Below are 13,650 nucleotides of genomic sequence, written 5' to 3'. Positions count from 1 at the left end.
CCTGGCCCCACGCATCGGGCGCTTGGCCCCGTCTGGCAAGCCTTGGCGGCCGCGCATTTGCCAATTCGGCGCATGAATAGGAATGTCAGGCCACATCTTCGATTGCTGCAATGCGGCGCACCTGATTAGTGTGCAATCCATTGCCGGGGGGTATGGGTGGCGGCGAAGGATCCGTCGGGCACGCTCCTCCCCCGCTGGTTCAACCAAGGAGTGTGGCCCGCGTGACCAACCGCCCCGAAGGCAAGTCCCAGGATCTCGATGCGCGCATCATGGGCGCGCTGCGGCACCGCGTCGGCAAGACCGAGAAGGCCGCCAAGCCGCATGACTGGTACGAAGCGAGCGTGCTCGCGCTGCGCGACGACATCATCGACCGCTGGTTCGCCTCGACTTCGGCGGCGCACGAGACGGGGGCAAAGCGGGTCTATTACCTCAGCCTCGAATTCCTGATTGGCCGCTTGCTGCGCGACGCGCTGTCGAACCTCGGCGTCACGCGCGAGATGGAGCAGGCGCTGCGGGAACACGGCATGGATCTGGCGCGGCTCGAGGAGCTCGAGCCCGACGCCGCGCTCGGCAATGGCGGGCTGGGGCGGCTCGCGGCGTGCTTCATGGAGAGCCTCGCCAGCCTCGACATCCCCGCCTTCGGCTACGGCATCCGCTACATCAACGGCATGTTCCGCCAGCGCATTGACGATGGCTGGCAGGTCGAGCTGCCCGAGACCTGGCTCGCCCACGGCAACCCGTGGGAGTTCGAGCGGCGCGAGAGCTCCTATCTCGTCGGCTTCGGCGGGGAGGTGACGAGCGAACAGGGCGCGATCCGCTGGTCTCCGGCCGAGAAGATCGAGGCGACTGCGGTCGATACGCCGGTGGTCGGCTGGCAGGGCAAGCGGGTGAACACTCTGCGGCTGTGGACCGCCAACGCGCTCGACCCGATCCAGCTCGCCGCCTTCAACGCGGGCGACCACGCGGGCGCGCTCGCCGCGCAGGTGCGGGCCGATACGCTGGTGCGGGTGCTCTATCCGGCGGATTCCACCCCCGCCGGGCAGGAGCTGCGGCTGCGGCAGGAGTTCTTCTTCTCGAGCGCCAGCATCCAGGACATCGTGCGCCGCCACGTCCAGTATTGCGGCGACGTGCGCACGCTGCCCGACAAGGCCGCAATCCAGCTCAATGACACCCACCCCTCGGTCGCGGTGGCCGAGCTGATGCGCCTGCTGATGGACGAGCATCACCTCACCTTCGACGAGGCATGGGACGTGACCCGCGCGACGATCGCCTACACCAACCATACGCTGCTGCCCGAGGCGCTCGAAAGCTGGCCGCTGCCGCTGTTCGAACGTCTGCTGCCGCGTCACATGCAGATCGTCTACGCGATCAACGCCAAGGTGCTGCGCGAGGCGCGGCGCGCGGGGATGGACGATGCCGCGATCGCCGCGATCTCGCTGATCGACGAGCATGGCGAGCGCCGCGTGCGCATGGCGAACCTCGCCTTCGTCGGCGCGCATTCGATCAACGGGGTGGCGGCGCTGCACACGGGGCTGATGAAGGAGACGGTCTTCGCCGATCTCCACAAGCTCTATCCGGAGCGGATCAACAACAAGACCAACGGCGTCACCCCGCGCCGCTGGCTGCATCAGTCGAACCCGCGCCTCACCAGTCTGGTGCGCGAGGCCATTGGCAGCGAGTTCATCGCCGATGCGGAGAAGCTCTCCGAACTTGCCGCGATGGCAGGCGATGCGGCGCTGGGCGAGCGGGTCGACGAGGTGAAGCGCGCCAACAAGGTCGACCTCTCCAACCACCTGCGCGAGATGACGGGCTTGCGGCTCGATCCCGACGCGCTGTTCGACGTCCAGATCAAGCGTATCCACGAATACAAGCGCCAGCTGCTCAATCTGATCGAGACAGTCGCGCTCTACGACCAGATCCGCAGCCATCCCGAGCGTGACTGGGTGCCGCGGGTCAAGATATTCGGCGGCAAGGCCGCGCCGACCTATCACAACGCCAAGCTCATCATCAAACTCGCCAATGATATCGCGCGGCGGATCAATTCCGATCCTTCCGTGGGCGAGATGCTGAAAGTGGTGTTCGTTCCCAACTACAACGTCAGCCTGGCCGAGCGGATCATTCCGGCGGCCGACCTCAGCGAGCAGATTTCGACCGCAGGGATGGAAGCCTCGGGCACGGGGAACATGAAGTTCGCTTTCAACGGCGCGCTCACCATCGGCACTCTGGACGGCGCGAATATCGAGATCATGGAGCATGTCGGGCCCGAGAACATCGTGATCTTCGGCCTCACCGCCGAAGAAGTCGCCGCCAAGCGCGCCGGGGGCTACAACCCGCGCGAGGTGATCGAGGGCAGCCGCGAATTGTGCCAGGCGGTCAACGCCATCTCCAGCGGGGTGTTCAGCCCCGACGATCCGGCGCGCTATGCCGGGCTGATGGACGCGCTCTATAATTCCGATTGGTTCATGGTCGCGGCAGATTTCGATGCCTATGCCGCCGCCCAGCGCGACGTCGATGCGCGGTGGGAGGACCGCGCAGGCTGGCGCAAGTCGGCGATCATGAACATCGCCAATGTCGGCTGGTTCTCGTCCGACCGCACCATCGGCGAATATGCGCGTGAGATTTGGGGCGTGAAGTGAAGCCGCCGCCAGAGGCCCTCGCTGCGCTGCTGGACGGCTCGCACGCCGATCCCTTCTCGCTGCTCGGGCCGCATGATGGCCCCGAAGGCACCTTTGCCCGCGCGATCCTGCACGGGGCCGAGGAGGCCGAGGCGTTCTCGCTTAAGGGCGGGCGGCTCGGCAAGATGACGCGGGTCGATGGTCCGCTGTTCGAGGGCAAGCTCAGGGGCAAGCCCAAGCCGGTTCGCTACCGCTGTCGGGGAAACGGCGCGGAGTGGTGGGTGACCGACCCCTATTCCTTCGGCCCGGTGCTCGGCCCGATGGACGATTTCCTGATCGCCGAGGGCACGCATTTCCGCCTGTTCGACAAGCTCGGCGCGCATGTGATCGAGCATGAGGGCGCGAGCGGCGTCCACTTCGCGGTGTGGGCGCCCAATGCGCGCAGCGTGACCCTCGTCGGTGACTTCAACGGCTGGAATCTTGCCGCACACATGATGCGCCGCCGCGTCGATATAGGGGTGTGGGAGATCTTCATCCCCGACATCGGCGAGGGCGCGGCCTACAAATACCGCATCACCGGCCCCGACGGCACAGTGCAACCCCTGAAGGCCGATCCCTTCGCCTTCGCCAGCGAGCTGCGCCCCAAGACCGCCTCGATCGTCGCCAAGCCCGGCAAGCGCGAATGGGGCGACGATGCCCACCGCCAGCACTGGGCCAGCGTCGATCCCCGGCGCGAGGCCATATCGATCTACGAAGTCCACCCCGGCTCGTGGCAGCGCGATGATAACGGCTGGTTCCTCACCTGGGACGAAATGGCCGCGCGCCTGATCCCCTATGCTGCCGACATGGGCTTCACCCATATCGAGTTCCTGCCGGTCTCCGAGCACCCCTATGACCCCAGCTGGGGTTACCAGACCACCGGGCTCTACGCCCCGTCGGCCCGGTTCGGCGATGTCGAGGGTTTCGCGCGCTTCGTCGACGGCGCGCACCGCGCCGGGATCGGCGTGCTGATCGACTGGGTGCCCGCGCACTTCCCCGTCGACGAGCACGGCCTCGCCCGCTTCGACGGCACCGCGCTCTACGAGCACGAAGACCCGCGCCTCGGGTTCCACCCCGACTGGAACACCGCGATCTACAATTTCGGGCGCAAGGAAGTGCGCAGCTTCCTCGTCAACAACGCGCTGTTCTGGGCCGAGCAATACCATGTCGACGGGCTGCGCGTGGATGCGGTCGCCTCGATGCTCTACCGCGACTATTCCCGCAAGGACGGCGAGTGGATCCCCAATGCCGAGGGCGGCCGCGAGAACTGGGAGGCGGTCGAGTTCATGCGCGCCACCAACAAGGCGCTCTACGGGACGCACTCAGGCGTGATGACCATCGCCGAGGAATCCACCTCATGGCCCGGAGTCTCGCAGCCCGCTTTCGACGAAGGCCCGCGCACGGCGCTCGGCTTCGGGTTCAAGTGGAACATGGGCTTCATGCACGATACGCTGCAATACATGGCGCGTGATCCGATCCACCGGAAATACCACCACGCCGAGATCACCTTCGGCCTTGTCTATGCCTTCTCCGAGAATTTCGTCCTGCCGCTGAGCCATGACGAGGTGGTGCACGGCAAGGGCACGATCCTCGGCAAGATGAGCGGGGACGACTGGCAGCAGTTTGCGAACCTGCGCGCCTACTACGCGATGATGTGGGGTTACCCTGGCAAGAAGCTCCTGTTCATGGGGCAGGAGTTCGCCCAGCGCCGCGAATGGAGCGAGGAGCGCAGCCTCGACTGGGAGCTGATGGACGCGCCCGCCCACCGCGGCGTCGCCGACCTCGTGCGCGACTTGAACCGCCTCTATCGCGCGACGCCCGCGCTCCACGCGCGCGATTGCGAGGGCGAGGGCTTCGAATGGCTGATCGCCGACGATGCAGACAACTCGGTCTTCGCCTGGCTGCGCAAGGCCCCCGGCGAGGCGCCGGTGGCGGTGATCGCCAACATGACACCCGCGCTCCACAGCCACTACCGCGTGCCGCTGCCGCATGACGGGGTGTGGGCCGAGGTGCTCAATTCCGACGCCGCGATCTACGGCGGCAGCGGGCAGGGCAACATGGGGCAGGTCACTGCATCGGGCGGCGGAGCCAACATCGTGCTCCCGCCGCTTGCCACGATAATGCTGCAATTCACCGGATAACACACAACAACAACCAACTCTGGGGAGAGAATGGGATGATCGAGAGAACGTCTGGGAGGCCGCTGGCGCGTGACGCGATGGCCTATGTGCTCGCCGGAGGGCGCGGCAGCCGACTGATGGAACTGACCGACCGGCGCGCCAAGCCTGCGGTCTATTTCGGCGGCAAATCGCGCATCATCGACTTCGCGCTGTCGAACGCGATCAACTCCGGTATCCGCCGCATCGGGGTGGCAACGCAGTACAAGGCCCACTCGCTCATCCGCCACATGCAGCGCGCCTGGACCTTCCTGCGGCCCGAGCGCAACGAGAGCTTCGACATCCTGCCCGCGAGCCAGCGCGTGTCGGAAAACCAGTGGTACGAAGGCACCGCCGACGCGGTGTTCCAGAACATCGACATCATCGCCAGCCTCGCGCCCAAGTACATGGTGATCCTCGCGGGCGACCACATCTACAAGATGGACTACGAATTGATGCTGCAGCAGCACGTCAATTCGGGCGCGGACGTGACCGTGGGCTGTCTGGTCGTGCCGCGGATGGAAGCGACCGGGTTCGGCGTCATGCAGGTCGACGACAAGGACACCATCACCGCCTTCGTCGAGAAGCCCAAGGATCCCCCCGGCATTCCGGGCAATGAGGGCATGGCGCTGGCCTCGATGGGGATCTACGTCTTCAACACCGATTTCCTGTTCGAACAGCTGCGCCGCGATGCCGACGATCCGAACTCCAAGCGCGATTTCGGCGGGGACATCATTCCCTATATCGTCAAGCACGGCAAAGCGGTCGCGCACCGCTTCACCAATTCCTGCATCCGCGCCGCCGAGGAAATCGAGGAATACTGGCGCGATGTCGGGACGCTGGACGCCTATTTCGAGGCGAACCTCGACCTCACCGATACGGTACCCAAGCTCAACCTCTACGATCGCGACTGGCCGATCTGGACCGACGCGGTGGTCGCCGCGCCTGCCAAGTTTGTCCATGACGAGGACGGGCGGCGCGGCTTTGCCGTGTCCTCGCTGGTGTCGGGGGACTGCATCATCTCAGGCTCCGAAGTGCGCCGCAGCCTCCTGTTCACCGGCGTCAAGATCGGCAGCTATTCCAACGTCAAGGAGGCGGTGATCCTGCCCTATTGCAACATCGGGCGCGGTGCGCGGCTCAGCCGGGTCATCATCGACAGCGGGGTGCGCATTCCCGAGGGCCTCGTGATCGGCGAGGATCCCGAACTCGACGCGCGCCGCTTCCGCGTGTCGGAAAAGGGCGTGGTGCTGGTTACCCGCGACATGATGGCGCGCCTCAAGCTGTGAGCCTGAAGGTTCTCTCGGTCGCCTCGGAGGCAGCTCCGCTGGTCAAGACCGGCGGGCTGGCCGACGTGGCGGGGGCGCTGCCTGCCGCACTCGCCGCGCAGGGGGTGGAGGTGACGACCTTGCTCCCGGGCTATCCGGCGGTGCTGGCGAAGCTCGGCAAGACGCGCGCGGTGCACAAGTGGGACGCGCTGCTCGGCACCCCGGCGCGGCTGCTGGCGGGCAAGCTCGGCGAGCATCCGTTGCTGGTGCTCGATGCGCCTGCGCTGTTCGGACGCGAGGGCGGGCCTTACGGCGACGCGAGCGGGCGCGACTGGGACGACAACTGGCGCCGCTTTGCCGCCTGCGCGCGCGCGGCGGCGGATATCGGCGGCGGCGCGGTCAAGGGCCGCAGCTTCGATCTCGTCCACGCACACGACTGGCAGGCGGGCATGGTCCCGGCCTACCTGCGCCTCGCGCCGCTAGCGGGCGGGAAGGCGGTGCCGAGTGTCATCACGATCCACAACATGGCCTTCCAGGGCTATTTCCCCGGCGAGGTGTTCCGAGAGCTCGGCCTGCCGCCCTCGGCATGGACCGTCGACGGGGTCGAGAGCTATGGCGGGGTCGGCTTCCTCAAGGCGGGGATGCAGCTGGCCGATGCGATCACCACGGTCAGCCCGACCTATGCGGGCGAGATCCGCTCGGTCGAATTCGGGATGGGGCTGGAGGGGTTGATCCTCGCCCGCTCGAACCGGGTCCACGGCATCCTCAACGGGATCGACACCGCGGAGTGGAACCCCGCCACCGACCCGCACCTCGCCGCGCGCTACACCGCCGGAAAGCTGGCCGGGCGGGCGAAGAACAAGCGCGCGGTCGAACAGGAGTTCGGGCTGACCCGCGACGATGGCCCCCTGTTCGTCGTCGTCAGCCGGCTGACGTGGCAGAAGGGCATGGACGTGCTCGCCGAGGTGCTCGATCACCTCGTCGGGATCGGCGCGCGGCTGGCGTTGCTGGGGTCGGGCGATGCGGAGATCGAACAGCGCTTCCACGCCGCCGCCGCGCGCCATCCGGGCCGGGTGGGGGTGCGGATCGGCTATGACGAGGCGCTCTCGCACGCGCTTCAGGGCGGGGGCGATGCGATCCTGATCCCGAGCCGGTTCGAGCCTTGCGGCCTTACCCAGCTCTATGGCCTCGCCTATGGCTGCGTGCCGGTGGTTTCGCGCACCGGAGGGCTCGCCGACACGGTGATCGACGCCAACCCCGCCGCGCTCGCCGCCGGGGTCGCGACCGGCGTCCAGATCAATGCCGTCAACCCGGCCGCGCTGGCGGGTGGCATCAGCCGCGCGGTCGCGCTTTACCACCAACCCGGCGCATGGAAGCGGCTCCAGACCAACGGGATGAAGGCGGATTTCTCATGGGATGCGAGCGGCGCTGCCTATGCCGCACTCTACCGCCAATTGATCGAGGAACAGGGATGATCACCACCGTCGCCACCACGCCCTTCGAGGGCCAGAAGCCCGGCACCTCGGGCCTGCGCAAGAAGGTGCGGGTGTTCCAGCAGCCGGGCTACGCCGAGAACTTCATCCAGAGCGTCTTCGACGTGGCCGAGCGCCCTGCCGCATCGACGCTGGTGATCGGCGGCGACGGGCGGTTCCACAACCGCACCGTGATCGCCCGCGCGATCCGCATGGCGGCGGCGAACGGCTATGCCCGGGTGCTGGTGGGGCAGGGCGGTATCCTCTCGACACCCGCCGCCAGCCACGTGATCCGCAAATATGGCGCGAGCGGGGGCTTGATCCTCTCGGCCAGCCACAACCCCGGCGGGCCGGACGAGGATTTCGGCATCAAGTACAACATCGCCAATGGCGGCCCCGCGCCCGAAGCCGTGACCGAGGCGATCTACGCCCGCACGCAGGTGATCGACCGCTGGCTGATGGTGGATAGCGGTGATGATGTCGATCTCGATACCATCGGCACCTCACAGGTCGGCAACATGGTGGTCGAAGTGATCGATTCCGTCGCCGATTATGCCGACCTGATGGAAGAGCTGTTCGATTTCCCCGCGATCCGGGCGGCGGCGGGGCAGGGGCTGTCGATGGCCTTCGACGCGATGCACGCGGTGACCGGGCCCTATGCGCACGAGATCCTCGAGCGCCGCCTCGGCTTTCCGGCGGGCACGGTGCACAATGGCACCCCGCTCGAGGATTTCGGCGGGCACCACCCCGACCCCAATCTCGTCCACGCCCGCGTGCTCTACGATCTGATGATGTCGCCCGAGGCGCCTGCGCTGGGCGCGGCCTCTGACGGGGACGGGGACCGCAACCTCATCATCGGCAAGGGGGTCTTCATCACGCCCTCGGATTCGCTCGCGATGCTGGCGGCCAATGCGCACCTTGCGCCCGCCTATGCCGGGGGCCTCAAGGGCATCGCCCGCTCGATGCCCACCAGCGCGGCGGCGGATCGGGTGGCCGAAGCGCTCGGCATTCCCTTGTGGGAGACACCGACGGGATGGAAGTTTTTCGGCACGCTGCTCGATGCCGGAAAGGCCACGATCTGCGGCGAGGAAAGCGCCGGCACCGGCAGCGACCATGTGCGCGAGAAGGACGGGCTGTGGGCGGTGCTGCTGTGGCTCAATATCCTTGCGGTGACCGGCAAGCCGGTGGCGCAGATCGCCACCGAGCACTGGGCGCGCTTCGGGCGCAACTACTACGCGCGCCACGATTACGAGGCGATCGCGACCGACAAGGCGGGCGCGCTGATGGCGGCGCTCGAGGCTTCGCTGGCGGGTCTGCCGGGCAAGGCCTTCGGGCCGCTGACGGTGAGCGCCGCCGACCAGTTCGGCTACACCGATCCGGTCGATGGCTCGCAAAGCCGCAATCAGGGCGTGCGGGTGATCTTCGCCTGCGGCTCGCGGATCGTGTTCCGCCTCTCGGGCACGGGCACCGAGGGCGCGACCTTGCGGGTCTATCTCGAGCGCTACGAGGGGCCCGACGGGCGGCTCGCCGAAGAAACGCCCGCGATGCTCGCCGACCTGATCGCCGCTGCCGAGGCCGTGGCGGGCATCGCCACGCACACGGGCCGCACCGCGCCCGATGTGGTGACGTGACACCACAGCTCGGCGCGCGGGTCGAGGGCGGCTTCACCCGCTTTGCAGTGCGCGCGCCGCTGGCCGGGGCGGTGGACCTGTGCCTGTTCGACGGCGAAGCCGAGACCCGCTTTCCGATGATCCGCGCTGGCGAGGTTTGGGCGCTGGAACTTCCCGGCGACCTCACCGGCACCCGCTACGGCTACCGCGCCCACGGCACCTATGCGCCGGAGCACAACCTGTGGTTCGACCCGGCCAAGCTGCTGGTCGACCCTTACGCGCTCGAACTCGACCGCCGCTTCATCCAGCACCCGCGCCTCGCGCACTTTGGCGAGGACACCGCCGGTCTCGTCCCGCGCGTCATTGTGCCGGGGGCGCTGCCGGAGGTCACGCATCAACCTGCGTTGTTCCAGCGCGGCGGGCTGATCTACGAGATCAACGTGCGTAGCTTCACCCTGCTGCACCCCGATGTTCCGCACGCCCAGCGCGGCACCATCGCCGCGCTCGCGCATCCGGCGGTTATCGCGCACCTGCAAAAACTCCACGTCAGCGCCGTCGAGCTGATGCCGATCGTCGCCTGGATCGACGAGCGCCACCTGCCGCCCTTGGGCCTCGCCAACCACTGGGGGTACAATCCGGTGGCGATGATGGCGCTCGATCCCGGCCTCGCCCCCGGCGGCGTGGCCGAACTGCGCGAGAGCGTGGCGGCGCTGCACAATGCGGGGATCGGCGTAATCCTCGACCTCGTCTTCAACCATTCGGGCGAGAGTGACGTCCACGGCGGCACGCTCTCCCTGCGCGGTCTCGACCCCGCCGCCTATGCCCGCGCCCCCGATGGCAGCCTCATCAACGACACCGGCTGCGGCAACACCCTCGATTTCAGCCAGCCCGCCATGCGCCGGCTGATGATCGACACGCTCACCCATTTCGTGCGCCACGCCGGGATCGACGGCTTCCGCTTCGACCTCGCCCCGGTGATCGCGCGCGGGCCGGGGTTCGACCCGCAAGCGCCGATCTTCGTCGAACTCGCCGCCGAACCTTGCCTCGCCGACCGCATCATGATCGCCGAGCCTTGGGACATTGGCCCCGGCGGCTACCAGCTGGGCCGCTTCCCGCCGAACTGGCTCGAATGGAACGACCGCTACCGCGACGATGTGCGCCGCTTCTGGAAGGGCGAGGCGACCATCGGCACGCTCGCCACCCGCATTGCAGGCTCCTCCGACCTGTTCGGCGCGGACTGTCGCAGCGTCAATTTCCTCGCTGCGCATGATGGCTTCACCCTCGCCGACACGGTCGCCTACGAACACCGCTGCAACCACGCCAACGGCGAGGACAATCGCGACGGGCACGGCGAGAACCATTCGTGGAATTGCGGCATCGAAGGTCCGACCGACGATCCCGCCATCCTCGCCCGCCGCGCCGCTGACCTGCGCGCGCTGCTCGGCACGCTGTTCGCCTCGACCGGCACGATCATGCTGACCGCAGGCGACGAATTCGGCCTCAGCCAGCAGGGCAACAACAATGCCTATTGCCAGGACATGCCCATCGACTGGGCCGCGCGCGATCTCGCGCTGGAAGCTGACGTTGCCGCGCTCGCCCGCCAGCGTGCCCAACGGTTGGGCGATTTTCTCCGCTTCCCGGAAGATGGCCAGTGGCTCTCGCTGGCGGGCGAGCCAATGGCCGACTGGCAATGGCAGGACATGGGCAGCGACGGCTTCCTCCATCGCTCTCCGTCCGAGGCGGGCAAGGGGGAATTGCGCATCAGCCGCAGCGAGCGGACGGTGTCTTGGCGGCGCGGATGAGGGCGCTATTTCAGCCGAAATAAAGATTGACAATCATTCGCAATAGCAAGAAATGCGGGCCTCCCCTTCCGACCCGATCCGGAGTCCCGATGTCCCCTCGCCTGCCTTCCGCCCCCTCGCTTGCTGCGCTTCTGCTCGCCACCACCGCCGCGCCCGCGCTGGCGAACGGCGAGGCCCCGGAAGGCGGTGCGGAATCGGGCGGCCCCGGTCAGGCCACCTCGATCATCGTCACCGCCGACCGTGATGGCGACCGCTTGCCCGACCAGTCGGGGACGCTGATCTTCGCGGGCAAGCTCGGCGACATCGCGGTGCTGGGCGACATCCCGCCGGTGCCCACCCGCAACCTGCGCGTCGCGCTCGCCGACATTCCGGGGTTGCTGGTCTCGGAGGTCTCGAACGGCTCTTGGGCCTCACTTTCCTATCGTGGCCTCGGCGAGCCGCACGAGAGCTGGAACGTCCTCACCCTGCAAGACGCCGTGCCCGCCGTGCCCGACATGTATTCCTACCCTGCGGGCTACTTCACCCCGCCGCTGGAGACGGTCGAGCGCATCGAATTCATCCGCGGCGCCTCGGGCCTGCTCTACGGCCCGCAGCCGGGCGGTGCGATCAACTACGTGCTCAAGGGCCCGCGCCGCGAGGCCGGCGTCGGCGCCGAGGCGCGGCTGACCGCAGGCAGCTGGGACGCGCGGCAGGGCTACGCCAGCCTTGCCGCCTCGGACGGCACGCTCGCCGCCGACGGTTTCATCCACTACGCCGAAGGCGACGGCCCGCGCCGCGTCAATTCCGATCACGAACAGACCACCGCACGCCTGCGCGGCCATTACTTGGGGCAGGATGTCACCGCGACCCTCAGCCTCGATTACTACACCGGCCGCTTCGGCGAGCCCGGCGGCCTCACCCGCGCCCGCCTCGAGGCCGACCGCCGCGACGGCTCGCTCTCGCGCGACCGCGTGCGGATCGAGCGCTTTGCACCGAGCCTCGCGGTCGAATGGCAGGCGGGCGAGAACACCCTCGTCACCGCGCGCGCCTTCTACAGCCGCTTCGAGCGCGAAAGCTGGCGTCAGGCGGGTGGCAGCTTCGGCCAGGTGACACCCGACGCCAACGTGCTGATCCGCCAGTTGCAGGTATTCGACACTGCGGGCATCGACCTGCGCGCGCGGCGCGATTTCGGCGGGCAGGGCCAGCACTCGCTGACCATCGGCGTGCTCGGCCACACTTCGGATGCGCCGGTCTTCGTCGACAAGGGCGCGAGCAATACCGATTTCGTCGGCACCGCAGGCGCGCTCGCGCGGGCGCAGCGCAGCGGCGATACGGCAGCGGTGTTCGGCGAGGTCAAATTGGGCTTCGGCGATGTGCAGATCGTCCCGGGCTTCCGTCTGGAGCGCCTGCGTCAGCGGGTGGTCGAAACGCTCGACCTCGGCGTCGGCAGCGCCACCGGCGGCGGGCCGGGCGCGGCCAACGGCACGCTCGGCAACCGCGAGGACACACAGACCGTCCCGCTCTACGGGATCGGGGTGACGTGGGACGCGTCGCCCACCTTGCGCTTCGTCGCCAATGCCAGCCGCGCCTTCAAGCCGCTGCTCTACAATGACGGCGTGACCTTCCAGGCCGGGATCGACGCGGCGGGGACCTTCGAGGCCTCCTATGCCTTCACCATCGAGGGCGGGGTGCAGGCCGAGCCCATTCCGGCAGTGCGGATCGATGCGGGGCTGTTCCGCGTGGAGTTCGAGGATCAGGTCGGTTTTCTCGCCGGGCCGCTCCCGGCCTCGCCGCCCTTCGGCACGGTCGGCGCGGGCGGAGCGCGGCGGCAGAATGTCGGGAACATGCGCAACCAGGGGATCGACCTGGCGGTGCGGCTCGATCTCGTCGGGCCGGACGGTTTCGCGAAGAGCGACAACACCGTGCGCCTCTCGACCAATCTGCAACTGCTCGATGCCGAGTTCACCGATGGCGTGGCGGCGGGCTTCACCCCGCAATATGCGCCGGGGCATCTGCTGCGCTCGGTGCTGGCTTGGATCGGCAAGGACGGGTCGCGCGCGGCGCTGACCTTCACCTCGGTCGGCGATCAGCAGGGGTCGGACAACAACGTCGCGGACTTCTTCCTGCCCGGTTACGAGGTGTTCGATGCCTCGGTCGAATGGCCCGTCGCGGGCGGCTTCACGATCGGGGCGGGGGTGAACAATCTGTTCGATGCGGACTATGCGAGCCGGGTCCGCCCCGGCGGCGGCGGCGGGTTCGATCCCGGCGCGCCGCGTAATTTCTTTGTCTCGATCGGGTGGAAGGGTTGATTGAACCCTCCCGACCCGATCAGGCCATCAGCGTCGGGCTCGCCGGGACGATCGCATAGGCGAGGCTGGCAACCGTCAGGACAACGGCGAAGGCAGCGGAAGCGAGGCGGGCGGCGGTGTCGGAAGCGTACATGGTCGTGGTCCTTTGGTCTGGTTGCAGGTCGATCAGGCGACGAGCGAGGGGCTGGCGGGGATGATCGCGTAAGCGAAGAAGGCTGCCGAGATCACGACCGAGAAAGCGGCGGCGAAGAAGCGGTTGGCGGTTTCGTTGGCGTACATGTGAAGTCTCCTGTTGGCGTTTTCGGTGTTTCCCGGGACCGTCCCGGGGATGCCAGATACCTTGCATCGACCGTGCCAAACTCGAAAAATGCCGGAATTCTGCGGTTCCGCAGCTTGCGCGCAG

9 protein-coding genes are annotated in these 13,650 nt (G+C 67.7%); 7 read left to right on the top strand and 2 right to left on the bottom strand.

Translation table 11 applies throughout. The features are described 5' to 3' along the window. The first annotated feature begins 152 nt into the window (after positions 1 to 152). From PFX90_RS14140 to PFX90_RS14110, 7 genes are all read left to right on the top strand, one after another. Complete coding sequence (locus tag PFX90_RS14140) at positions 153 to 2,636, top strand: glycogen/starch/alpha-glucan phosphorylase (RefSeq protein ID WP_419180104.1); 2,484 nt, start codon at positions 153 to 155, stop codon at positions 2,634 to 2,636. Beyond that, the gene (glgB, locus tag PFX90_RS14135) at positions 2,633 to 4,795 is read left to right on the top strand and encodes a 1,4-alpha-glucan branching protein GlgB (protein ID WP_285713217.1); all 2,163 of its coding nucleotides are present in this window, start codon (positions 2,633 to 2,635) and stop codon (positions 4,793 to 4,795) included. The genes PFX90_RS14140 and glgB overlap by 4 nt, the downstream gene beginning before the upstream one ends. Before the next feature lie 35 nt (positions 4,796 to 4,830). Continuing rightward, a complete protein-coding gene (gene glgC / locus PFX90_RS14130) occupies positions 4,831 to 6,096 on the top strand; it encodes a glucose-1-phosphate adenylyltransferase (RefSeq protein WP_285713215.1) in 1,266 nt (421 codons plus the stop codon). Then, positions 6,093 to 7,550, top strand: a complete 1,458-nt coding sequence (glgA, locus tag PFX90_RS14125; protein WP_285713214.1) for a glycogen synthase GlgA — start codon at positions 6,093 to 6,095, stop codon at positions 7,548 to 7,550. The genes glgC and glgA overlap by 4 nt, the downstream gene beginning before the upstream one ends. Beyond that, on the top strand, positions 7,547 to 9,178 hold the full coding sequence (locus tag PFX90_RS14120; protein ID WP_285713212.1) for an alpha-D-glucose phosphate-specific phosphoglucomutase: 1,632 nt from the start codon (positions 7,547 to 7,549) through the stop codon (positions 9,176 to 9,178). The genes glgA and PFX90_RS14120 overlap by 4 nt, the downstream gene beginning before the upstream one ends. Then, positions 9,175 to 10,959: a glycogen debranching protein GlgX gene (gene glgX / locus PFX90_RS14115; protein ID WP_285713211.1), complete on the top strand. Its 1,785-nt coding sequence runs from the start codon at positions 9,175 to 9,177 to the stop codon at positions 10,957 to 10,959. The genes PFX90_RS14120 and glgX overlap by 4 nt, the downstream gene beginning before the upstream one ends. 89 nt (positions 10,960 to 11,048) lie before the next feature. Further along, a complete protein-coding gene (locus tag PFX90_RS14110; RefSeq protein ID WP_285713210.1) occupies positions 11,049 to 13,247 on the top strand; it encodes a TonB-dependent receptor family protein in 2,199 nt (732 codons plus the stop codon). Positions 13,248 to 13,266: 19 nt separating this feature from the next. Here the strand turns inward: PFX90_RS14110 and PFX90_RS14105 are convergent, their stop codons facing one another. Both PFX90_RS14105 and PFX90_RS14100 read right to left on the bottom strand, forming a co-directional pair. Continuing rightward, positions 13,267 to 13,380: an enoyl-CoA hydratase gene (locus PFX90_RS14105; protein ID WP_285713209.1), complete on the bottom strand. Its 114-nt coding sequence runs from the start codon at positions 13,378 to 13,380 to the stop codon at positions 13,267 to 13,269. Between the two features lie 32 nt (positions 13,381 to 13,412). Continuing rightward, entirely contained in the window at positions 13,413 to 13,526 is a 114-nt protein-coding gene (locus PFX90_RS14100; protein ID WP_285713208.1) for an enoyl-CoA hydratase, read from the bottom strand. Positions 13,527 to 13,650: the final 124 nt, after the last annotated feature.

It is taken from the genome of Erythrobacter oryzae (assembly GCF_030271515.1).
In the GTDB taxonomy this organism is placed as follows: domain Bacteria; phylum Pseudomonadota; class Alphaproteobacteria; order Sphingomonadales; family Sphingomonadaceae; genus Erythrobacter; species Erythrobacter oryzae.
Note: the sequence above shows the minus strand (reverse complement) of the source record. Positions and strands in the feature narration are given on the sequence as shown.

Bases quoted from the DNA above. Each gene is read 5' to 3' on its own strand.
- PFX90_RS14105 (WP_285713209.1), bottom strand. From the start codon at position 13,380: ATGTACGCTTCCGACACCGCCGCCCGCCTCGCTTCCGCTGCCTTCGCC.
- PFX90_RS14110 (WP_285713210.1), top strand. From the start codon at position 11,049: ATGTCCCCTCGCCTGCCTTCCGCCCCCTCGCTTGCTGCGCTTCTGCTC.
- glgC (WP_285713215.1), top strand. From the start codon at position 4,831: ATGATCGAGAGAACGTCTGGGAGGCCGCTGGCGCGTGACGCGATGGCC.
- PFX90_RS14120 (WP_285713212.1), top strand. From the start codon at position 7,547: ATGATCACCACCGTCGCCACCACGCCCTTCGAGGGCCAGAAGCCCGGC.
- PFX90_RS14140 (WP_419180104.1), top strand. From the start codon at position 153: ATGGGTGGCGGCGAAGGATCCGTCGGGCACGCTCCTCCCCCGCTGGTT.
- PFX90_RS14100 (WP_285713208.1), bottom strand. From the start codon at position 13,526: ATGTACGCCAACGAAACCGCCAACCGCTTCTTCGCCGCCGCTTTCTCG.